Source organism: Mesorhizobium sp. M4A.F.Ca.ET.020.02.1.1 (assembly GCF_004022645.1).
Lineage (GTDB): Bacteria > Pseudomonadota > Alphaproteobacteria > Rhizobiales > Rhizobiaceae > Mesorhizobium.
On sequence record NZ_RZOI01000022.1, the window covers coordinates 1 to 21,009 of the forward strand.

The 21,009-nt window shown below is 64.6% G+C and carries 21 protein-coding genes; 8 read left to right on the top strand and 13 right to left on the bottom strand.

Annotated elements, in window-relative coordinates; genetic code table 11:
• Positions 1 to 354, top strand: a 354-nt coding sequence (locus EN742_RS03260; protein ID WP_148670017.1) for a helix-turn-helix transcriptional regulator, incomplete at its 5' end; no start/stop codon positions are given.
• A 108-nt stretch (positions 355 to 462) separates the two neighbouring features.
• A complete protein-coding gene (locus tag EN742_RS03265; protein ID WP_128332431.1) occupies positions 463 to 942 on the top strand; it encodes a carboxymuconolactone decarboxylase family protein in 480 nt (159 codons plus the stop codon).
• A 42-nt stretch (positions 943 to 984) separates the two neighbouring features.
• Here EN742_RS03265 and EN742_RS37845 read toward each other — a convergent pair whose 3' ends face one another.
• Positions 985 to 1,503: a hypothetical protein gene (locus EN742_RS37845; protein WP_189375153.1), complete on the bottom strand. Its 519-nt coding sequence runs from the start codon at positions 1,501 to 1,503 to the stop codon at positions 985 to 987.
• 31 nt (positions 1,504 to 1,534) lie between these two features.
• Between EN742_RS37845 and EN742_RS03275 the strand changes: the two genes are divergently transcribed.
• The gene (locus EN742_RS03275) at positions 1,535 to 1,849 is read left to right on the top strand and encodes a hypothetical protein (RefSeq protein WP_126056764.1); all 315 of its coding nucleotides are present in this window, start codon (positions 1,535 to 1,537) and stop codon (positions 1,847 to 1,849) included.
• Between the two features lie 68 nt (positions 1,850 to 1,917).
• On the opposite strand, the gene EN742_RS03280 is transcribed toward EN742_RS03275, so the two are convergent.
• The 8 genes from EN742_RS03280 to EN742_RS03315 form a co-directional block, all read right to left on the bottom strand.
• Positions 1,918 to 2,619, bottom strand: a complete 702-nt coding sequence (locus tag EN742_RS03280; protein WP_127404740.1) for a hypothetical protein — start codon at positions 2,617 to 2,619, stop codon at positions 1,918 to 1,920.
• 190 nt (positions 2,620 to 2,809) lie between these two features.
• Entirely contained in the window at positions 2,810 to 4,237 is a 1,428-nt protein-coding gene (locus tag EN742_RS03285; protein WP_126056766.1) for a gamma-aminobutyraldehyde dehydrogenase, read from the bottom strand.
• 106 nt (positions 4,238 to 4,343) lie between these two features.
• The gene (locus EN742_RS03290; RefSeq protein WP_127404741.1) at positions 4,344 to 5,159 is read right to left on the bottom strand and encodes an ABC transporter permease; all 816 of its coding nucleotides are present in this window, start codon (positions 5,157 to 5,159) and stop codon (positions 4,344 to 4,346) included.
• Positions 5,149 to 6,117, bottom strand: a complete 969-nt coding sequence (locus tag EN742_RS03295) for an ABC transporter permease (protein ID WP_127404742.1) — start codon at positions 6,115 to 6,117, stop codon at positions 5,149 to 5,151. Before EN742_RS03295 ends, EN742_RS03290 begins: the two co-directional genes overlap by 11 nt.
• Positions 6,114 to 7,112, bottom strand: a complete 999-nt coding sequence (locus tag EN742_RS03300) for an ABC transporter ATP-binding protein (RefSeq protein WP_126056769.1) — start codon at positions 7,110 to 7,112, stop codon at positions 6,114 to 6,116. The genes EN742_RS03295 and EN742_RS03300 overlap by 4 nt, the downstream gene beginning before the upstream one ends.
• Before the next feature lie 204 nt (positions 7,113 to 7,316).
• Positions 7,317 to 8,471 carry an ABC transporter substrate-binding protein gene (locus EN742_RS03305; protein ID WP_127404743.1) on the bottom strand — a complete coding sequence of 385 codons (1,155 nt, stop codon included), beginning with the start codon at positions 8,469 to 8,471 and terminating at the stop codon, positions 7,317 to 7,319.
• A gap of 222 nt (positions 8,472 to 8,693) precedes the next feature.
• Complete coding sequence (locus EN742_RS03310; protein WP_126056770.1) at positions 8,694 to 9,605, bottom strand: LysR substrate-binding domain-containing protein; 912 nt, start codon at positions 9,603 to 9,605, stop codon at positions 8,694 to 8,696.
• A 73-nt stretch (positions 9,606 to 9,678) separates the two neighbouring features.
• The gene (locus tag EN742_RS03315; protein ID WP_127404744.1) at positions 9,679 to 10,458 is read right to left on the bottom strand and encodes a DeoR/GlpR family DNA-binding transcription regulator; all 780 of its coding nucleotides are present in this window, start codon (positions 10,456 to 10,458) and stop codon (positions 9,679 to 9,681) included.
• 396 nt (positions 10,459 to 10,854) lie between these two features.
• On the opposite strand from EN742_RS03315, the gene EN742_RS03320 reads away from it, so the two are divergent.
• Both EN742_RS03320 and EN742_RS03325 read left to right on the top strand, forming a co-directional pair.
• Positions 10,855 to 11,742, top strand: a complete 888-nt coding sequence (locus tag EN742_RS03320) for a phosphotransferase family protein (protein ID WP_127404745.1) — start codon at positions 10,855 to 10,857, stop codon at positions 11,740 to 11,742.
• A complete protein-coding gene (locus EN742_RS03325) occupies positions 11,739 to 14,180 on the top strand; it encodes an FAD-dependent oxidoreductase (RefSeq protein WP_127404746.1) in 2,442 nt (813 codons plus the stop codon). The genes EN742_RS03320 and EN742_RS03325 overlap by 4 nt, the downstream gene beginning before the upstream one ends.
• A 4-nt stretch (positions 14,181 to 14,184) precedes the next feature.
• Here the strand turns inward: EN742_RS03325 and EN742_RS03330 are convergent, their stop codons facing one another.
• Positions 14,185 to 14,817 (bottom strand): methyltransferase domain-containing protein, encoded by a 633-nt coding sequence (locus EN742_RS03330; protein ID WP_127420541.1) that lies wholly within the window; start codon positions 14,815 to 14,817, stop codon positions 14,185 to 14,187.
• 110 nt (positions 14,818 to 14,927) lie between these two features.
• Between EN742_RS03330 and EN742_RS03335 the strand changes: the two genes are divergently transcribed.
• The gene (locus EN742_RS03335; protein WP_126056775.1) at positions 14,928 to 15,830 is read left to right on the top strand and encodes a phosphotransferase family protein; all 903 of its coding nucleotides are present in this window, start codon (positions 14,928 to 14,930) and stop codon (positions 15,828 to 15,830) included.
• 18 nt (positions 15,831 to 15,848) lie between these two features.
• Here the strand turns inward: EN742_RS03335 and EN742_RS03340 are convergent, their stop codons facing one another.
• A complete protein-coding gene (locus tag EN742_RS03340; RefSeq protein WP_127404748.1) occupies positions 15,849 to 16,772 on the bottom strand; it encodes a DMT family transporter in 924 nt (307 codons plus the stop codon).
• Between the two features lie 82 nt (positions 16,773 to 16,854).
• Positions 16,855 to 18,135 carry an amidohydrolase family protein gene (locus EN742_RS03345; RefSeq protein ID WP_126056777.1) on the bottom strand — a complete coding sequence of 427 codons (1,281 nt, stop codon included), beginning with the start codon at positions 18,133 to 18,135 and terminating at the stop codon, positions 16,855 to 16,857.
• A 174-nt stretch (positions 18,136 to 18,309) separates the two neighbouring features.
• On the opposite strand from EN742_RS03345, the gene EN742_RS03350 reads away from it, so the two are divergent.
• Together EN742_RS03350 and EN742_RS03355 are read left to right on the top strand one after the other, a co-directional pair.
• Positions 18,310 to 20,064, top strand: coding sequence for an ABC transporter ATP-binding protein (locus EN742_RS03350; RefSeq protein WP_127404749.1), 1,755 nt, complete (start codon positions 18,310 to 18,312; stop codon positions 20,062 to 20,064).
• An 84-nt stretch (positions 20,065 to 20,148) separates the two neighbouring features.
• Positions 20,149 to 20,589, top strand: a complete 441-nt coding sequence (locus EN742_RS03355) for a hypothetical protein (protein ID WP_126056779.1) — start codon at positions 20,149 to 20,151, stop codon at positions 20,587 to 20,589.
• A gap of 10 nt (positions 20,590 to 20,599) precedes the next feature.
• Here EN742_RS03355 and EN742_RS03360 read toward each other — a convergent pair.
• On the bottom strand, positions 20,600 to 21,009 hold a 410-nt coding region (locus tag EN742_RS03360; protein WP_189375155.1), incomplete at its 5' end, for a dihydroxy-acid dehydratase.

Below are 21,009 nucleotides of genomic sequence, written 5' to 3' on the forward strand. Positions count from 1 at the left end.
GTTGCCGATCTCACCGTGGGCTCGGGCCTGCATTTCACTGAGGCCGGCCGCATCAGCCTCGACGAGCTGGACGAGCCGCTGCCGGTGGTGCAGGCGACCTCGGAACAGCATCTGGAGCCGGCCTGCCGGCCGAAGGCCAGGCCAGCAGAGTCGGCGACGCTGACGGCGCGGGAAAGCGAGGTGGTGAACCTGATCGCCGACGGCAAGAGCAACGCCGCGATCGCCGCAGAGCTCAGCCTCAGCGAACACACGGTCAAGCGTCACGTCGCCAACATCCTGCTCAAGCTCGACCTGCCGTCGCGGGCGGCGGCGGCGGCGTTTTCGGCCAGGCACACTGGCCCGGACGGGCCATGAGAGCCATGGCGCTTTTGGGCGAAGCGGCTCGGCGCGGCAGAGCGCTAGGATTTTCTCCATGCAGGACAGGCGGATTTCGCCGCGAAGCACCTGCCAATGGAGGATGAGATGGAGAAGTCGAACCGGACATTCAAATCGCTGGTGATCGCGGCAGGCATTGGCGCGGTCTTCACTCTTGCTCCCGCCAAAGCCGAAGACGCCTCGGCCACCGCTGCCTACAAGGACATCCAGGCGACGCTCGGTTCAGTGCCCGACATGTTCAAGACGCTGCCCGATGTGGCGGTTGCCGGCGCCTGGGCCGAGATCAAGGGCGTGCAGCTCAATCCCAACACCGCGCTCGACGGCAAGACCAAGGAACTGATGGGCCTTGCGGTGGCCTCGCAGATTCCGTGCCAGTACTGCATCTACTTCCACACCGAGGCGGCCAAGCTCAACGGCGCGACCGACGAGGAGATCAAGGAGGCGATCGCGATGGCGGCCATCGTGCGCCACTGGTCGACGATCCTCAGCGGCAGCCAGGTCGATCTCGCCTCCTTCAAGAAGCAGACCGACGACCTGTTCGCCGCCGTCAAGGCGAAGTCGCAATGAGGAAATGCGCCTGCCCGGCGCTGGTGCCGGGCAGCGCTCCGATCAATCGAACGTCCCGCCTGACGGCGGGCCATGGAGGAGAAAATGCTGACCAAAACTCAACTGGTGGACGGCGCTGCGATCAAGAAGGCAATCGAAGGCCGCGACGGCAAGCTGCTGGCGAGCTTCTACACCGACGACGCGCTGGTGCGGGTGATCGACCGCAACAATCCGCCGAGCAAGCCGCGCGAAATCCGCGGCCGCGCGGCGATCACCACCTTCTGGGACGACATCTGCAGCCGGGCGATGACCCATAAGGTCGACACCACCATCGCCGATGGCGCCAACCTCGCCTTCACCCAGGCCTGCGCCTATCCGGACGGCACCAAGGTGTTCTGCGGCGATGCTGGAGCTGAAGAACGGCCAGATCGCGAGGCAGACCGTCGTGCAGGCCTGGGACGAGTAGGTGAACTGCGGATAATTCAACAGCGGAGCCTGTCCATCCCGATCGAAGCGGGAGGGGCTCCATTCCAGTGTCGGAGCATGATCCTTTCCGAACCGGATTGCGTTTTTCGCGATCATGCTCGGGCCGCAACCTCGGAGGAGAACGACGATGTTCAGCGCCAGATGGCAGATCGACGCCAAGTTCGGTCACAAGCAGACCGTGCTCGACATGATGCGGCAATGGGAGCGCGAGGTCGGATCGCAGGTCGGCATCGCCGATTTGAAGTTCCAGATCATGACCGGATCGATCGGTGCGCATGAATCGCGGATCGAGTCGCACCACGAGGTCGAAAGCCTGGCCCAGCTGGAGGCATTCTTCGCCAAGCTCGGCAAGATCGAGGCGCATGCCAAATGGGGCAAGGCGATGGAGCCCTTTGTCGTATCGGGCACCAATGTCTGGCAGATCTTCCGGATCGTCGAGTAGCCGCGCTGGCCCCCAATTAGATGCCTGTCGCCCAGAGCCGCTCACGGTTTTTGGGCGACAGGTGTCGGTTAGCTCTTGCGGCCGAAACTCGTGCGCTGACCCGAAAGACGTGCTTCCCGCGCCAGCCCTGCGGCCGCCTGGCGGCCTGCCGGGCCCTGATTGTTCAAGGTAGCCTGTTTGGCCAATGCCGCAGCGATCATGGCGTCCGCCTGGCGCGCGCGCTCGGAGGCGTTGTCTCCCGGCAAGCCTGCGGCCGCCACATTCGCGGACGACGGACGCGGGCGCCTGAACGCGAGGAACAGGAGCAGGGCGCCGAGCGCCGCCGCACCAACGGCCAGCATGACACGCGTTCCGGTCATGCCGGCCCGTTCGACCTGGGTCGCCTTCGCCGGATTCTGAACAACCACGAGCTTGTCGCCTACCTGCGGCTCACGCCCCCCGCTCTTGTTCAAGTCCATGGTCGCCTCGACGGCGTCCGCGCCGGCGCCGACACGCAAGGTGCCGGTGAATTTCTGTTTCACCGTCCATTCCTTGTCGGCATGGACCGACTTGAATGCTTCAACCAATTCGCATGGGATCGAGGCGCTGCTGACCGTCTTGTAGACGATCCTGTGCTGGGTCGATTCCATCAGGCATTCGACCGTGACCGCCGTGATCTCGGCCGGCACTTGCGGCCAGCCGCTCTTGGCGATGATGTCCCTGGCACAGAAGAAGGCAACCAGCAGGCAGAAGCCGCCGATCATTGTCAGCTTGATCTTCGAGACAGTCATGCGCGAACCCCCGCTGTGCGGTTTCCCGCCGGCAAAGCTGCTCGCACAGGTTGAATATTCAGTAAATCTGCCGTCTGTCGCCATGTGGCGACAGTTCAACAGGATTAACAGACAGCAACCGGTTAGGTGAATACTTTAAGGATGGCGGCCCCCCTCCATCCTTACTTCCGAACGCTTCTGAGGTTAGGCGCTAGCCATACGCCACCATCACATGGCGGACGGCGGTGTAGTCCTCCAACGCGTAGAGCGACATGTCCTTGCCGTAGCCGGACTGCTTCAGCCCACCATGCGGCATCTCGTTGGTCAGCATGAAGTGGGTGTTGATCCAGGTGCAGCCATATTGCAGGCGGGCGGCGGTCGCCATGGCGCGCGAGACATCCTTGGTCCACACCGACGAGGCAAGGCCGTAGTCGCTGTCATTGGCCCAGTTTACCGCTTCGTCGACTTCCGAGAAGCGGGTGATCGAGACGACCGGGCCGAACACCTCGCGGCGCACGATCTCGTCCTCCTGCAGCGCGCCGGCAACGACCGTCGGCTGGTAGTAGAAACCCGAGCCCTCGCCCGGCTTGCCGCCTGTGGTGATCTCGATGTGCTTCAGCTCCGAGGCGCGCTCGACGAAGCTCGACACGCGGTCGCGCTGGCGGCGCGAAATCAGCGGGCCGATCTCGTTTTCGGTATCGTCGGGGCGGTTGTACCTGATGGTCGAGACGGCTGAGGAGAGATCGGCGACCAGTCTTTCGTAGACCTTCTTGCCGGCGTAGATGCGGCAGGCGGCTGTGCAGTCCTGGCCGGCATTATAATAGCCGAAGGCGCGCAGGCCGTTGACCACCGCGCCGAGATCGGCGTCGTCGAAAACGATGACAGGCGCCTTGCCGCCGAGTTCCAGATGCGTGCGCTTGACCGACTTGGCGGCCGCCTGCAGCACCTTCTTGCCGGTGGCGACGTCGCCGGTGATCGAGATCATGTTGACCTTGGCATGGTTGATCAGTGTGTTGCCGACACTTTCGCCGCGGCCGAGCACGACGTTGACCACGCCTTCCGGCAGGATCTCGGCGAGAATCCTGGCCAGCTTCAGCGCCGTCAGCGGCGTCTGCTCGGACGGCTTGAAGACGACGGTGTTGCCGCCGCCGATCGCCGGCGCCAGCTTCCAGGCCATCATCATTAGCGGGTAGTTCCATGGCGCGATGGAGGCGACGACGCCGATCGGGTCGCGCCTGACCATCGAGGTGTGACCGGGCAGGTATTCGCCGGCGACCTGGCCGGGCATGGAGCGGACGGCACCGGCAAAGAAGCGGTAGCAGTCGACGATCGCCGGGATCTCGTCATTGAGCACGGCGTTGATCGGCTTGCCGCAGTTCAGCGCCTCCAGTGCTGCAAATTCCTTGGCCTCGGCCTCAATGCGGTCGGCAATCCTCAAGAGGTAGCCGGAGCGCTGCGCCGGCGTGGTGCGCGACCAACTGACGAACGCCTGCTCGGCGGCACTGACAGCCGCCTCGATCTGCGCCGGGCTGGCTTCAGGCAGGTTGAGAATGGTCGCCCCGTTCTTCGGATTGAGGATCGGCTCCTCGGTCTCGGCGCCCTTCTCGAAGGTCGAGCCGATCAGCATCTGGGTGTCCATAAGATTTCTCCTTGATCAGGAGCGAGTAGCGAATAGCGAGTAGCGAATAGGGTTGGCGGTCGACTTTTCCCTTATTCGCTATTGGCTATTCCCTATTCGCTGTTCTTCATTTGCCCGAACCAGCGATCTGGTCGCCGTCGCGGGTCAGGTAATAGGCAAAGAGGATCGGCAGCAGCGTCACCAGAACCACGACCATGGCCACGACATTGGTGACCGGGCGCTGGCGCGGGCGGATCAGTTCCTCAAGCATCCAGATCGGCACGGTCTGCTGCTGGCCGGCGGTGAAGGTGGTGACGATGACCTCGTCGAAGGACAGCGCGAAGGCGAGCATGCCGCCGGCAAGCAGCGCGGTGGCGATGTTGGGCAGCACGACATGCCTGAAGGTCTGAAAGCCGTCGGCGCCGAGGTCCATCGAGGCCTCGATCATGGAGCCGGAGGTGCGGCGGAAGCGCGCGACGGCATTGTTATAGACGACGACCACGCAGAAGGTGGCGTGGCCGAGCACGATCGTCCAGAACGAGAACGGGATGTCGGCCAGCGCGAAGGCCGAGCGCAGCGCGATGCCGGTGATGATGCCGGGCAGCGCGATCGGCAGGATGACCAGCAAAGAGATGGTCTCGCGGCCGAAGAAGCGCGCGCGCGAGACGGCGGCGGCGCAGAGCGTGCCCAGCACCAGCGCGATCGCCGTCGAGATGGCGGCGACGCGGATCGACAGCGACAGCGCCTCCCACACATCCGGCCGGTTCCAGGTGACGGCGAACCATTGCGTGGTCAGCCCCGGCGGCGGCCAGACGAAGCTCTTCTCCTCGGTCGTGAAGGCATAGACGAAGATCAGCAGGATCGGCAGGTGCAGGAAGAGCAGGCCGAAGGCGGCGGCGATCTTCAGGCCGAGCGGGGCGGAAGGCGAGCCGTCAGAGCGCATCGAAGGCCCCCATGCGCTTGGCGCCCCAGAGGTAGAAGCCCATGATGACGATGGGCACCACGGTGAAGGCGGCGGCGAGCGGGATGTTGCCGGCCGTGCCCTGTTGCGAATAGACGGCCTGGCCGATGAACAGGCGCGAGGTGCCGATGATCTGCGGGATGATGTAGTCGCCCAGTGTCAGCGAGAAGGTGAAGATCGAGCCGGCGACGATGCCGGGCAGCGCCAGCGGGAACAGCACGTTGCGGAAGGTCTGGCCGGGCGAGGCGCCGAGGTCGGACGAGGCCTCGACCAGATTGCCCGGCACGCGCTCGAGCGCCGCCTGGACGGGCAGGATCATGAACGGCAGCCAGACATAGACGAAGGCGATGAAGGTGCCCGTAAAGGAGACCGACAGCGAATTGCCGCCGACGACGGGCAGCGCCAGCCAGGCGTCGAGCAGCCACAACAGGTTCAGCTTGCCGAGCAGCCAGGTGAGGATGCCTTCCTTAGCGAGGATGAGCTTCCAGGCATAGACCTTGACCAGGTAGCTCGACCACAGCGGCAGCATGACGCCAAGATAGAACAGCGCCTTCCAGCGGCCGCGCGCATAGCGCGCCGCGTAGTAGGCGATGGGGAAGGCGATGATCGCCGAGGCGAGCGTGACGAGGGCCGCCATCGTCACCGTGCGCAGGATGATGTCGAGATTGGCGGCCTGGAACAGGTCGCCATAGGTCTTCAGCGTGAACTCGCGGTTGATGAGGCCGGAGAACTCGTCGATGGAGAAAAAACTTTGCGCCAGCAGGGCGAACAGCGAGCCGACGTAGACGATGCCGAGCCACAGCACTGGCGGCAGCAGCATGAGCAGCAGCAACAGCTTCGGCCGGCGCCAGAAGAGGTCGGACAGCGCGCCGCGCGGCCCGCCGCTGCCTGGCAGGATGGCGGGGGCAACCTTCGACGGTATCGTCGCCTCGATGCTCATGCCGGCTCATCCATCAAGTGCAGTTGATCGCGGTTGAAGGTGAGCATGACGGCTTCGCCTTCCACCGGCAGCGCGACGCCCGCGGGCACCACGGCGTGCAGCCGCAAGCCGTCGGCATCGAGCGCCAGCCTGGTGGTCGCGCCGAGATAGTTGGTCGAGACCAGGCGGGCGGCAACGCCGTCGCCGCTCGCCTCGCGCGCGATACGGATGGATTCGGGGCGCAGACTGCCCCAGCGACGCTGGCCGGAATAGCGCTGGACGAAATCCGGCGGCAGCACGTTGGAGGAGCCTACGAAATCAGCGACGAAGCGCGTCTTCGGGCGCTGGTAGATGTCTTCCGGGGTGCCGATCTGCATGATCTTGCCGTCGTTGAACACGGCGACCCGATCGGCCATCGACAGCGCCTCGCCCTGATCGTGGGTGACGAAGACAAAGGTGATGCCGAGCACTTTCTGCAGCGACTTCAATTCCTCCTGCATGTTCTCGCGCAGCTTGAGGTCGAGCGCGCCGAGCGGCTCGTCGAGCAGCAGCACCTTGGGCTGGTTGACGAGCGCGCGGGCGAGCGCAACGCGCTGGCGCTGGCCGCCGGAGAGTTGGCCTGGACGGCGGCCGCCGTAGCCCGGAAGCCTGACCAGCGACAGCGCCTCTTCCGCCGCCCTGTGCCGTTGCGGCTTGCCGACGCCCTTGACCATCAGCCCGTAGGCGACGTTGTCGAGCACGTTGAGATGCGGAAACAGCGCATAGTCCTGGAAGACGGTGTTGACGTTGCGCCGATAGGGTGGAACGCCCTCAGCGCGCTCGCCGAAGATCGAGATCGAGCCCGACGTCGGCTGCTCGAAACCGGCAATCAGGCGCAGGCAAGTTGTCTTGCCGGAGCCCGACGGGCCAAGCATGGCGAAGAACTCGCCAGGCGCGATGTCGAGATCGACGGCGTCGACGGCGCGAACGCTGCCGAAATGGCGGGAGACTTTTTGAAAGGATACGGCCGAGGTCATGAGTTGTCAGTCTTTAGCCGGTTTGTCTTTGGTCGAAATCGCTCTCGCCGCCAGCAAGCGGGCAGCGCGAATGCTACGGCACTTCACCTCCCCCTCAACGAGGAGGTCGCGGGGAAGCCGCGGGCGGAGTGGTAGCGGGGAACCTGCCCGGCCAAACCACCCCGACGCTGCGCGTCGTCCCTCCCGCACTGGGAGGGCAAGAACTCACCGTCCGCCGATGACGCCGATATAGTCCGACACCCAGCGGTAATAGGGCACGCACTGGTCGTTCTCGCTGGCGCATTTCGACACCGGCGTCTTCCAGAACTTGATCTTGTCGAAATTGTCGTAGCCGTTGGTCTTGCAGCCTTCCTCGCCGAGCAGCTCGTTGCCCTTGCAGGCGGCCGGCACCACCGGGAGCGAGCCGAACCAGGCGGAGACATCGCCCTGCACCTTAGGCGAGAGCGAGTGCTCGATCCACATATAGGCGCAGTTCGGATGGGCGGCGTCGGCCTCCATCATGGTGGTGTCGGCCCAGCCGGTGACGCCCTCCTCGGGAATGGTCGAGGAGACCGGCTTCTTGGCGGCGACCAGCGTGTTGACCTGGTACGGCCACGAGCCCGAGGCGACCACGCCCTCGTTCTGGAAGTCGTCGACCTGGATCGCGGCATCGTGCCAGTAGCGGCCGACCAGCGTGCGCTGGACGCGCAGCAGGTCGAGCGCCGCCTTGTACTGGTCCTCGGTCAGCTCGTAGGGATCCTTGATGCCGAGTTCCGGCTTGTGGAACATGAGGTAGTTGGCGGCATCCGCGATGTGGATCGGACCATCATAGGCCTGGACGCGGCCCTTGTTCGACTTGCCGTCGGGCAGGTTCATCTCCTCGAAGACGACATTCCAGCTCTTGGGCGCTTCCTTGAAGACGTCGGTGTTGTACATCAGCACGTTCGGGCCCCATTGATAGGGAACGCCGTAGTGCACCTTGTCGACCGTGAACCAGGGGGCGTCCTTCAGCCGGTCGTCGACGCTCTTCCAGCTCGGGACGAGATCGGTGTTGATCGGCTGGACGCGCTTGCCGGCGACGAGGCGCAACGAAGCATCGCCCGACGCGGTGACGAGGTCGAAGCCGCCCTCGTTCATCAACGAGACCATCTCGTCCGACGTGTTGGCGGTCTTGACGTTGACCTTGCAGCCGCTCTCCTTCTCGAAAGCGGTCACCCAGTCATAACCCTTGTCGGTTTCGCCGCGCTCGATATAGCCCGGCCAGGCGACGATGTTGACCTCGCCCTCGCCCTTGCCGAGCTCCTTGACCTGGGCGATGGCCTGGCCGGAGAAGGTCAGCGCGACCGTCAATGCAGTGCACGACTTCAGGAATGAATTCATCATCGATCTCCCATTTTGGCGCATGTCTCCGATAAGATCATGCGCACCCTCAAAACATTGAAGCGTCCACCAACCAGGAAAATGGGCGGCGCTCCAAGGGGCCGCACTCAGCGGCGGCTTTTGGTTCCCTAACCGGAGGTTGCTGCGAAATTCCAGGTTTCGCAAATTCATTTATCAGAAAGGCGATATCGGTTTTTCCGATGGCTAAAGGCGGCCAGCTCGTCACGGACGCTGGCGGACCATGCGCTGCGACTGGGCAAGGCCGATGAAGTCGCGCGCGGCCTGCGGCAGGCTGGAGCCGCGGCGCCAGACCATGCCGACCTGGACCACCGGCAAGGCGCCGGAAATATCGCGCGACTCGATGCGGTCGCCTTCCAGCGACCATGGCCGGTAGACAAGGTCGGGCAGCAGCGCCACGCCGGCGCCGGTGGCGACGAGGCTGCGCACCGCCTCGACCGAACGGGTGCGGAAGGCGACATGCGGCCTGGCGCCGAGCGCCGCGAGCAGCTTGCCGGTGTTCTCCTCGATCTCGTCGACGGTCAGCATGATCAGCGGCTCCGACACGATGTCGCTAAGATCGATAATGTCGGCGCTGGCGAGTTTGTGGCTGAGCGGCACCCACAGGCGATAGGCCGAGACCTCGAGGATTTCCGACTGCAGCGCGGTGCGGTCGCGCAGGTTCGAGGTGACCATGACGGCGATGTCGAGCTTGCCGCCGATCAAAAGGTGCTCGAGATAGTCGCCATTGTCCTCGATGGCCGAGACCTCGACACCGGGATAGGCGCGACGGTAGCGGGCGAGAAGATCGGACAGCACATAGCCGGCGACCAGCGAGGTGACGCCGAGCTGGAGGCGGCCGCCGGTCACCAGCTGGTCGCCGAAGAAGGCGCGGCGGGCGTCCGACACATCGGCGAGGATCTTGGTCGCGTGGCGCAGGAACTGGTGGCCCTTGTGGGTGATGTTGAGGCCGCGCGGATGGCGCTCGAACAGTTCGACGCCGAGGTCGCTTTCCAGTTCCTTGATCGCCTCAGTGACCGAGGATTGGGAGATGGAGAGGTTCTGCGCGGCGCCGGACACGGTGCCCTGCTCGGCGACGGCGACGAAGAACTGCAGCTGGCGGATGGTGAAAGCCATGGCGGGACTAAACACTGGCGAGGCGCGGAAGGAAAGCGGGCCGCTGTCCGGCCCACAGCACACTGTCTTGGCCTTACCGGCTCTCGTCCTCGCCGGCCGCAACGCTGATTCGCGCGCCGGCCTCGGCGAGCGCCGCGGCGATGTCGCGCGGCGGCGTCCGGTCGGTGGCGAGTTCGGAGAAGCCGTCGAAGCCGCAGACCCGGACCAGCCCCTGGCGGCCGAACTTGCTTTGATCGGTGATCACCACAGAGCGCTGGCCGCGCGACAGCACCATGCGGGCGAATTCCGCTTCTTCCAGATCGTAGTCCATCAGGCCGGCGACGGCGTCGACCGCGCCGATGGAGATCACCGCATGGCTGACGGAGAAGCGGCTGACGAAGTCGATGGCCGAGACGCCGAAGGCGGCGCCGGAATCACTGCGCAACTCGCCGCCGGCCATGTAGACCTTGTTGCCGTTGACGGTGGCCAGCGTGCGGGCGATGTCGGACGAATTGGTGACGACGGTAAGACGCCGGTGGCCCAAAAGTTCGCGAGCGAGGAACGAGGTGGTCGTGCCGGTGTCGAGCATGACAGACTCGCCGTCGCGGATTGTGGCGGCGACCATGCGGGCGATGGCACGCTTGGCGTCGGCATTCTCGCGCATGCGCCGCTCGAACGGCGCCTCGCCGGCCATCGCCGACAGGCTGACGGCGCCATGCATCTTCAGGATCGACCCGTCATGGGTGAGCGGTTTGACATCGCGGCGAACGGTCTCCAGCGAGACTCCCAGCCGGTCGGCCAGGCTCGCGATGGTAATGGTGCCCTCCTCGTTCAGGAGCCGCAGGATCTCGCCATGCCGTTTCGAATGGATCATATATGGGTTTCCAGGATTTTGACCGATTCTAGGGCAATCCTGCCGTTTTTAAAGGAAATGCTCATATTTTCGGGCAAAACACCCAAAAAAAGTCACAGCTTTTGATTGACAGCCGATCAACACTGGCGTGAGATCAAGGGCATGACAGGCTCGGAACTGCCAAATCGGGGCAGAACCGCAATTGACCGGCCAGACAGCCCGGAATGGGCCTGGCGCAAGGAATTTTCAGATCCGCGGGGGCGGATGCCGGGATCACAAACCTGGCCAAGGGGCTCGTCGGTGCGGTGCGGGATACCGGTCCTGGCGTCCCGCACCGACGAGAATTTTGCATTACCAATCTCCATCGCGCGCTGTCTGCGGCGGTTTGTCGAAGCGCCGCCGAACCAGGGATAGACCGTGACCATTGAAGACCGCATCCGCGCCCTGCCCTGCTGGACCGGCACGATCGACATTGAGCCGCTGCCGGGAGGACTGAGCAATGCCAACTATCTGGTCAAGGATGGGTCCGGCCGGCATGTCGTGCGCTTCGGCCAGGATTTTCCGTTCCACCACGTCTTTCGCGAGCGCGAGGTGATGACCTCGCGCGCGGCGCATGCCGCGGGCTTCGCGCCGGCGGTGCGCTACTCCGAGCCGGGCATCATGGTGACGCAGTATCTCGGTGCCAGGACCTATACGGGCGAGGACGTGCGCGCCAATATCGGCCGCGTCGCGGCACTGATGCGCGGCTTCCACCGCGAAATGCCTAGCCATATTTCCGGCGCCGGGTTCATGTTCTGGGTGTTCCACGTCATCCGCGACTATGCGCGCACGCTGGAGGACGGCGGCAGCCGCAAACGCGACGAGTTGCCCCGCTACCTGGCGCTGGCAGACGAGCTGGAGCGGGCGCAGAAGTTGCTGCCGATCGTCTTCGGCCACAACGATCTTTTGCCGGCCAATATTCTCGACGACGGCAGCCGTCTGTGGCTGATCGACTTCGAGTATGCCGGCTTCAACACGGCGATGTTCGACCTTGCGGGCGCCGCCTCGAATGCCGGGCTTAGCGACGACGAATCCTTCGCCCTGCTCACCGCCTATTTCATGAAGGAGCCGGACGACGCGATCCGCCGCTCGCACGCCGCCATGCAGTGCGCCTCGCTGCTGCGCGAGGCGATGTGGAGCATGGTCTCCGAGCTCTATCTCGACGCGCCCGGCATCGACTACGTCGCCTACACCGAGGAAAACCTGACGCGGCTGGCGACGGCGCTGGAAAGCTACCAAACGAAATACGGAAGGCTGACCCCATGAGCCTGCCCGGCCACGCCGGAATCGTCGTCATCGGCGGCGGCATCATCGGTTGCTCGACGGCCTATCATCTGGCGCGCGACCACAAAGCAGATGTCGTGCTTCTGGAGCAGGGCAAGCTGACGTCGGGCTCGACCTGGCACGCGGCCGGGCTGGTCGGCCAGCTGCGTTCGTCGGCCTCGATCACGCGTGTGCTGAAATACTCCGTCGAGCTCTACAAGGGACTGGAGGCCGAGACCGGACTCGCCACCGGCTGGAAGATGACCGGGTGCCTCAGGCTGGCCACCAATGCCGACCGCTGGACCGAGTTCAAGCGGCTGGCGACGACGGCGAAGAGCTTCGGCATGGACATGCAATTGCTGTCGCCGGACGAGGTGAAAAAGATGTGGCCGCTGATGGAGACCGGCGACCTCGTCGGCGCCTCCTGGCTGCCGACCGACGGGCAGGCGAGTCCCTCCGACATCACCCAGTCGCTGGCCAAGGGCGCGCGCATACATGGCGCGAAACTGTTCGAGGAGGTGCGCGTCACCGGCTTCGACATGAAGGACGGCCGCATCACCGCGGTGAAGACCGACAAGGGCGACATCGCCTGCGACAAGGTGGTGAACTGCGCCGGCCAGTGGGCCCGCCAGGTCGGCGCGATGGCCGGCATCAACGTGCCGCTGCAGCCGGTCAAGCACCAGTACATCATCACCGAAAAGATCGAGGGGCTGGCGACCGACGCGCCGACGATACGCGACCCCGACCGCCGCACCTATTTCAAGGAAGAGGTCGGCGGGCTGGTGATGGGCGGCTATGAGCCGAACCCGCAAGCCTGGACGACAGGCGACGTTCCCAATGACTGGGAATTCCGGCTGTTCGACGACGACTACGATCATTTCGAGCAGCATATGGCGCAGGCGATCGAGCGTGTGCCGGCATTGGCCCATGCCGGCGTCAAGCAGATGATCAATGGGCCGGAAAGCTTCACTCCGGACGGCAATTTCATCCTCGGCGCGGCACCCGAATGCGCCAACATGTTCGTCGGCGCCGGCTTCAACGCCTTCGGCATCGCGTCGGGCGGCGGCGCCGGCTGGGTGCTGGCGCAATGGGTGGTCGACGGCGAGGCACCGCTCGACCTCTGGGTGGTCGACATCAGGCGCTTTTCCAACCTGCACCGCGATCGGCAATGGGTGTGCGACCGCACGCTGGAAGCCTACGGCAAGCACTACACGATCGGCTTTCCGCATGAGGAATATCTGTCGGGCCGGCCGCGCATCGTCTCGCCGCTCTATGAGCGGCTGAGGCAGCACCGCGCCGTGTTCGGCTCGAAGCTCGGCTGGGAGCGGCCGAACTGGTTCGCGCCCGACCCTGTGGAGCCGCAGGACATTTACACCATGGGCCGGCAGAACTGGTTCCCGGCGGTCGGCGAGGAACATCGGCATGTGCGCGAGAAGGTTGGCATCTTCGACCAGTCGTCCTTCGCCAAATACGAGATGACCGGCGCGGATGGCTTGAAAGCGCTCGACTGGATCTGCGCAAACGACGTCAACAAGCCGGTCGGCCGGCTGACCTATACGCAACTCCTCAACACGCGCGGCGGCATCGAGGCGGACCTGACCGTGTCGCGGCTCGGCGAGGACAGGTTCTACATCGTCACCGGCACCGGCTTCCGCACGCATGATTTGTCGTGGATCGAGGACCATGTCGGCAAGGGGCTCGACGTGGCGCTGAAGGATGTCACAGAGGATTTCGGCACGCTGACGCTTATGGGGCCGCGCGCCCGCGACGTGCTGTCGGCAGTGACCGACGCGGATGTCTCCAACGCCGCCTTCCCGTTCGGCCATGCGCGCGAGATCACGATCGTCGGCCACACGGTCAAGGCGTTGCGCGTCACCTATGTCGGCGAGCTCGGCTGGGAACTGCATGTGCCGATCGCAGCGACGGGCGAGGTCTTCGACGCGCTGATGGCGGCGGGCGAGGCGCACGATATTCGCCCGATCGGCTACCGGGCGCTGGAATCGCTGCGGCTGGAGAAAGGCTACCGCGCCTGGGGTTCCGACATCACGCCCAACGACACGCCGCAGGAGGCTGGCCTCGGCTGGGCGGTGAAGCTTCGCAAGAACACCGACTTCGTCGGCCGAAGGGCACTAGAGAACGCCGCCGGCGAGGCGCTGAAGAAACGCTTTGCCGGCTTCACTGTCGACGACCCCGCGATCGTGCTGGTCGGACGCGAGACCATCCTGCGCAACGGCGAGCCTGTCGGTTACCTCACCAGCGGCGGCTATGGCTACACGCTGGGAAGGAACATCGGCTACGGCTATGTGCGCAACGCAGCCGGCGTGGGCGACGATTTTCTCGCCTCCGGCGACTATGAGCTGGTGGTGGCGATGGAGCGGACGCCGGCAAAGATCCATCTCGAGCCGCTGTACGATCCGGCCGGGGAAAAGGTCAAAGCCTAGGGCCTCAGATCACGCGCAGGACTAGGCCGCGGCTGGGCACGGTGTCGGCCTCGCCGGGCATTGAGACATAGGGCGCGGTCTCTTCGACGCGGCCGACCGTGCGCCCTGCCTCGAGTGCGGCGACGCGCTTAGCAAAGCCGGCCTCCCACAGCGTGTTCTTGACCGTCAGCACGATCACCCCGCCCGGCCGGCAGATGCGGATCAACTCGTCCAGACCCTCGGCGCCGACATGGCCTGAAGTGAAGACGCCTGCCGAGACGATGCCGGCATAGGCGTTGTCCGCGAAGGGCAATGGCCCACCCATCGCCAGGCAGTGAAGCGCCGTGTAGACGCCTTTGGCGGCAGCCCTGTCCAGCATGCCTTGCGAAATATCCAGCGCCTCGACCTCGGGGTAACCAGTGATGGCAAGCCATTCGCCGATCAGGCCGGTGCCGGCCCCGGCATCGAGCAGCGGCGCGGCGCCGCGCGGTAGATGGCGGGCGATCAGCGCCAGGCAGATCGTCGGATGGCGATAACCGGCCGCCGACATGTCGGCGTCGTAGGTCTCGGACCAGCGGTCGTAAAGTGCTGCCACCTCTTCCGGCCGCTTCGCCGCGTAGGCCGCGGTGAGCGGTCCAAGATGCTTGCTGTCTGCCATCTTTCTGTTGCCGCCGCCTGATCGAGTCGACTCTGATCGGATGATAGCCAAATGGCGAAAATTGTGGAACCGTTCCTCCATAAACAAGGTGTGAAGGTAAACACGGGGGCATAGTGATGGACGAGGCACGCGCGGCATTGGCCGCGATTCCGGTGCTGGCGGGCTACCAGGGACCGCTGGAGCGGCTCGGCGGCCTGACCAATCTCGTCTACAGGGCCGGCGATCTTTGCCTGCGCATCCCCGGCAAGGGCACAGAGGAGTATATCAACCGTGCCAATGAGGCGGTGGCGGCGCGCGAGGCGGCCAAGGCCGGCGTCAGCCCCGAGGTGCTGCATGCCGACGCGGGAACTGGTGTGCTGGTGACCCGTTATGTCGCCGGCGCCGAGACGATGTCGCCGGAGAAGTTCAAGACCAGGCCCGGCAGCCCGGCACGCGCGGGGGAAGCCTTCCGCAAGCTGCACTCATCCGGCGCGATGTTTCCGTTCCGCTTCGAGCTGTTTGCGATGATCGACGACTATCTCAAGGTGCTGTCGACCAAGGATGTCGCGCTGCCCGAAGGCTATCACGACGTGGTGCGGGAGGCCGACAGCGTGCGGGCGGCACTTGCAACCCACCCCATTCCCATTGTCGCCTGCCACTGCGATCCGCTGTGCGAGAATTTTCTCGATACGGGCGACCGGATGTGGATCGTCGACTGGGAATATTCGGGCATGAACGATCCGCACTGGGACCTCGGCGATCTCTCCGTCGAAGGCAAGTTCGACGCCGCGCAGGACGAGGAATTGATGCTCGCCTATTTCGGCCGCGCGCCGAAGCCCGCCGAGCGCGGCCGCGTCGTCATCTACAAGGCCATGTGCGACCTTCTCTGGACGCTGTGGGGGTTGATCCAGCTCGCCAACAACAATCCGGTCGACGATTTCCGCGCCTATGCCGACGGCCGCTTCGTCCGCTGCAAGGCGTTGATGGAGACGGCGGAGTTCTCGCTGCACCTTGCGGCGATACGCAAGGGTTAGCCGCCAGAACTGCGAGCCCTAGTTCACGCCCTTCGGCACGTTCTCCGGGGGAACCACCGTCTCCACCACCTTCTGGCGATGGAAGATGAAGATGCCGGCAAGCACAACAATCGCCGAACCGGCCAGGATGCGGGGGCTCGGCACGTCGCCGAAGAAGGCCAGCCCGAAGACGATCGCCCACAGAAGCAGGCTGTAATGCAGCGGCGCCAGCGTCGAGGCCGGCGCCAGCTTCAGCGCCCTGGTGATCATCAGGTGCGCGGAGCAGGAGACGACGCCGAGCAGCAGAAGGGCGCCGAGATCGAGCGCGGACGGTGTGCGCCAGGCGCCGATGGTCAAGACCCCACCGACCAGCAGCGTGCCGATCGTCTGCCAGGTGACGAGCGTGGTGTCGCTGGTGCCGCGCAGGCGACGGTTGAGGATGATGGCGAAGGCGAAAGCGATGCTGCCGATCAGCGCATAGGCCGACGACAGCGAGAAGGCGGCCGAGGAAGGTTTCAGGATGACCAGCACGCCACAGAAGCCGACCACGATCGCCAGCCAGCGGCGCCAGCCGACCTTCTCGCCGAGCAGCAGATGCGACAGCGCGGCGACGTAGATCGGTCCGGCCATGTAGAAGCTCATCACGTCGGCGAGCGGCAGGTAGACGACGGCGGCATAGAACAGCCCGGTGTCGAGCGTGGTGGCGACAACGCGCAGAAGCTGCAAGACCGGCCGCTCCATATCGAACAGCTTGCCGGGCCCTTGGCTGACGATCATCGGGCCAAGCACGATGAAAGCGCCGATCGAGCGGACCAGCACCACCTGGCCGACGGAGAAGGAAGCGACCAGCCATTTGCCCATCGCATCGTTCAGCGCGAACATGAAATCGCCAGCCAGCATCAAGAGGATGCCGGCGAGGAGAACGTTCCTGATCGTGAGGTTGCGGGCGAGCGATGGAGCCATACCGGCTCCCTAGACGCAAGCAGCCGGTTTGACGAGCGGAATTCGGGCAATCGGTAAGACCAGCGCCGGGAATCGGCTGGCGCTACGCCGATGTGTGCCGCCGGTTCACCTGTGACGGCCGGCCGGCAATCGACAGGCGCGTCTCCTGTTTGGTCCGTTCCGCCACCACCTTGCCCCGGGCGATAACGCAGAGGCGATCGGGGCGCAGGCGCACGGCCTCGATCGGATTGCCGGCGTCGAGTACCACGAGGCTCGCCCGCTTGCCGACGGCAAGCCCGAGGTGGTCGAGGCCCATGATGGCGGCATTGACGTTGGTGACCATGTCGAAACAGCGCGCCATGTCGGCAGGGCTCGACATCTGGGCGACATGCAGGCCCATGAAGGCGACGTCGAGCATGTCGGCGGTGCCCAGCGAATACCAGGGGTCGAGCACGCAATCCTGGCCCCAGCCGACGCGGATGCCAAGCGCCAGCATCTCCTTCACCCGGGTCAGGCCGCGTCGCTTGGGGAACGTGTCGTGGCGGCCCTGCAGCATGATGTTGATCAGCGGATTGGGGATCGCCGACACGCCGGCCTCGGCGATCAGCGGCAACAGCTTGGAGACGTAGTAGTTGTCCATCGAATGCATGGAGGTGAGGTGCGAACCGGCCACCCTGCCCTGCAGGCCGAGCCGCTCGGTCTCATAGGCAAGCTGTTCGATGTGGCGCGACAGCGGATCGTCGGTCTCGTCGCAGTGCAGGTCGACCATGAGGCCGCGTTTGGCGGCGATTTCGCAGAGCTCGGTTACTGAGCGCGTGCCGTCGGCCATGGTGCGCTCGAAATGCGGGATGCCGCCGACAATGTCGACGCCGAGATCGAGCGCGCGGATAGTGTTTTCACGAGCCGTCGGCGACCGGTAAAGCCCGTCCTGCGGGAAGGCGACGAGTTGCAGGTCGATATAGGGCGCCACCGTCTTCCTGACGTCGAGGAGCGCTTCGACCGCGAGCAGCCGGTCGTCACAGACATCGACATGGGTGCGGATGGCAAGCAGCCCCATCGACACCGCCCAGTCGCAATACGCGAGCGCCCGTTCCCGCACCGCCTCATGCGTCAACAGCGGCTTCAGCTCGCCCCACAGCGCGATGCCTTCGAGCAGCGTGCCCGACGCGTTGATGCGCGGAATGCCGTAGGAGAGCGTGGCGTCCATGTGGAAATGCGGGTCGACGAAGGGCGGCGAAACCAGATTGCCACGCGCGTCGATCACGTCCCCTGCCTTGGCGGCGAGTTCGGGCTCGATCGCCGCTATCGTCTCGCCGGCGATGCCGATGTCGGCAACCCTGCCATCAGGCAGCGTGCCGCCGCGCACGATGAGGTCGAAATCCATCTGCGTCATCCCCTGAAGAATCAGCTTGCCGTCGTGGCGCAAAAGACACCCTGCCACGGTCGTTTCGTTGCGCAAGTGCGAAAGGTTCCATCCGGCGGCAACTCGCTCTATAAGCCGCCTCTCGCCCTCGTGGCGAATCCGAAATTCGTTTCAGCCAGGCATGGGATCGGCCGATTGTTTCGCTTCTTCCGCTCGACGGAAAACCAGCGCCTAATCGCGAGGCTGGTGAGGGAATCCTTCCACGAGCACAAATTCGGCTATGGCGCCGCCATACTGTCGATGCTGGTGGTTGCCGCCACGACCGGCGCCAGCGCCTGGATCCTGAAAGAGATCACCAATGAATTCGTGATCTATAAGAGGCTCGACCGCGTCAATCTGATCGCGGTCGGGGTCGCGGTGATCTTCCTTCTCAAGGGCGTCGCCAATTTCGTCCAGGCCTATTTCATGAGCCGCGTCGGCAACGCCATTATCGCCGACCGTCAGCGCAAGATCTATGACCGCATCCTGGCGCAAGGCATAGAATTCTACCATGCGACCTCGTCGTCCGATCTGATCACCCGCATGACCAACAATGCGCAGGCCGCGCGCAGCGTGCTCGACCTCGTCGTCACGTCTTATGTGCGGGACCTGGTGACGCTGATCGTGCTGGTATTGGTCATGATCTGGCAGCAGCCGGCGCTGTCCCTGATCTGCTTCGTCATCGGGCCCGTGGCCATCTATGGCGTCAACCGGATCCTGAAGCGCGTCCGCCAGATTGCCAAGATGGAATTCCGCTCGCTCGGCCAGATCGTGCATGTGATGCAGGAGACGGCCGTCGGCGTGCGTGTCGTGAAGTCCTTCAATCTCGAGGGCGCGATGCGCAAGCGCATGTACACGGCGGTTTCCGATGTCGAGAACCGCGCCAACAACATAGCCACGCTGGAAGCCGCCACCAGTCCGGTGATGGAAACGCTCGCCGGACTGGCGATCGCCGGCGCGGTCTTTGTGAGCGGTTTCCTGGTTTTGCAGGGCGGCCAGATGCCGGGCAACATCATGGCCTTCATCGGGGCACTGCTGCTCGCCTATGAGCCGGCGAAGCGCCTGGCGCGCGTGCGCATTTCGCTGGAGACCGGCATCGTCGGCGTGCGCATGATGTTCCAGCTCGCCGACCGGCCGCTGACCCTGGCCGAAAAGCCCGACGCGAGGCCGCTGCGGGCTGGGCCCGGCGAAATCCGCTTCGAGGATGTCAGCTTCGCCTACCCGGAAAGCCAGCCAGTCTTCGAGGGCTTCAACCTCACGCTCGCGGCGGGCAGGATGACGGCGCTGGTCGGCCCTTCAGGCAGCGGCAAGTCGACGATCCTCAACCTGATCATGCGCATGTACGACCCGCAGGACGGCAAGGTGCTGTTCGACGGCCAGGACATCTCCCATGCGACGCTCGCCTCGCTCAGGGGAAAGATCGCCTATGTCAGCCAGGACACTTTCCTGTTTGCCGGCACCGTCATGCACAACATCCGCCTCGGCCGGGAGGACGCGACCGACGCGGAAGTGATGGCCGCCGCCAAGGCGGCCAACGCGCATGACTTCATCACCGCCATGGCCAAGGGCTACGAGACGGAGGTGGGCGAGAACGGCTCGCTGCTGTCCGGCGGCCAGCGCCAGCGGATCTCGATCGCGCGCGCCATGCTGCGCGACGCCGAGATCCTGCTGCTCGACGAGGCGACCAGCGCGCTCGACGCCGAGTCGGAGGCGCTGTTCCGCGACGCGCTGCAGCAGCTCACTGTCGGGCGCACGACGATCGTCATCGCTCACCGTCTGTCAACGGTGCACCAGGCCGACACGATCGTGGTGCTGGAGGGCGGCAAGGTGGTGGAAAGCGGCCCGCACAAGGTCCTGCTCAAGCAGGGCGGGGTGTATCAGAAACTTTATGAGTATCAGCTGATGCCATAACGGAGTGCGATTGTGCGCGCAGCTCGGCTCATATCCTTTCTACGATCGGCCTTGTTGGGCACCCTTGCCGTGCGATCTCCTGCAATGGCCCTCGACTACGACAAGGCGCGTCACCTCGACGCGGAAAATCTCGCCGAACAAGGAATGGCGACGACCTATCAAGAGGTTTTGCCCGAGCTTCGGCAGTATGTGAAAAACCCGACCGCAATCGAGGAGAGCGTCGACACACACACGACCAGATATGCCGTGCGCGCAGCCGGGCAGGAATACGTGTTATACGCTCCGGACGTTCCGGAAAGCGAGGGCAGAAGCTGGGGTACGGCCACCTACGTGTTCTTCAAGATCATCAACGACCAACTCGCCGGTTCGGACGTGCGCTTCTATGCGCTGAACGGCGGAAATGATCTTTTCGGCATCTTCCTGACGCCGCAGCAAGCGGAGGACGCAAAGCGATCGCTGCCAACCCGAACGGATTGGCCCTATCTTCCGGATGCGGAATGGCCTTGGTACGGCCAGTACCACTAACCTCGATCGATCACTCCGGCACGACCCGCACCGCCCCCTTGTCGGCGCTGGTGGCGAAGGCGGCGTAGGCACGCAGCGCGGTCGTCACCTTGCGCTTGCGCTTTTCCTCCGGCTTCCAGGCATCCGCGCCTTTTGCCGTCATCGCCGCGCGGCGGGCGTCGAGCTCGGCGTCGCTGATGGCAAGGCGGATGGTGCGGTTGGGGATGTCGATCTCGATCCTGTCGCCGTCCCGGACCAGGCCGATCGCGCCGCCTTCAGCGGCTTCCGGCGAGACATGGCCGATCGACAGACCCGACGTGCCGCCCGAGAAGCGGCCGTCGGTGATCAGCGCGCAAGCCTTGCCGAGGCGTTTCGACTTCAGGTAGCTGGTCGGGTAGAGCATTTCCTGCATGCCGGGTCCGCCGCGCGGCCCCTCATAAC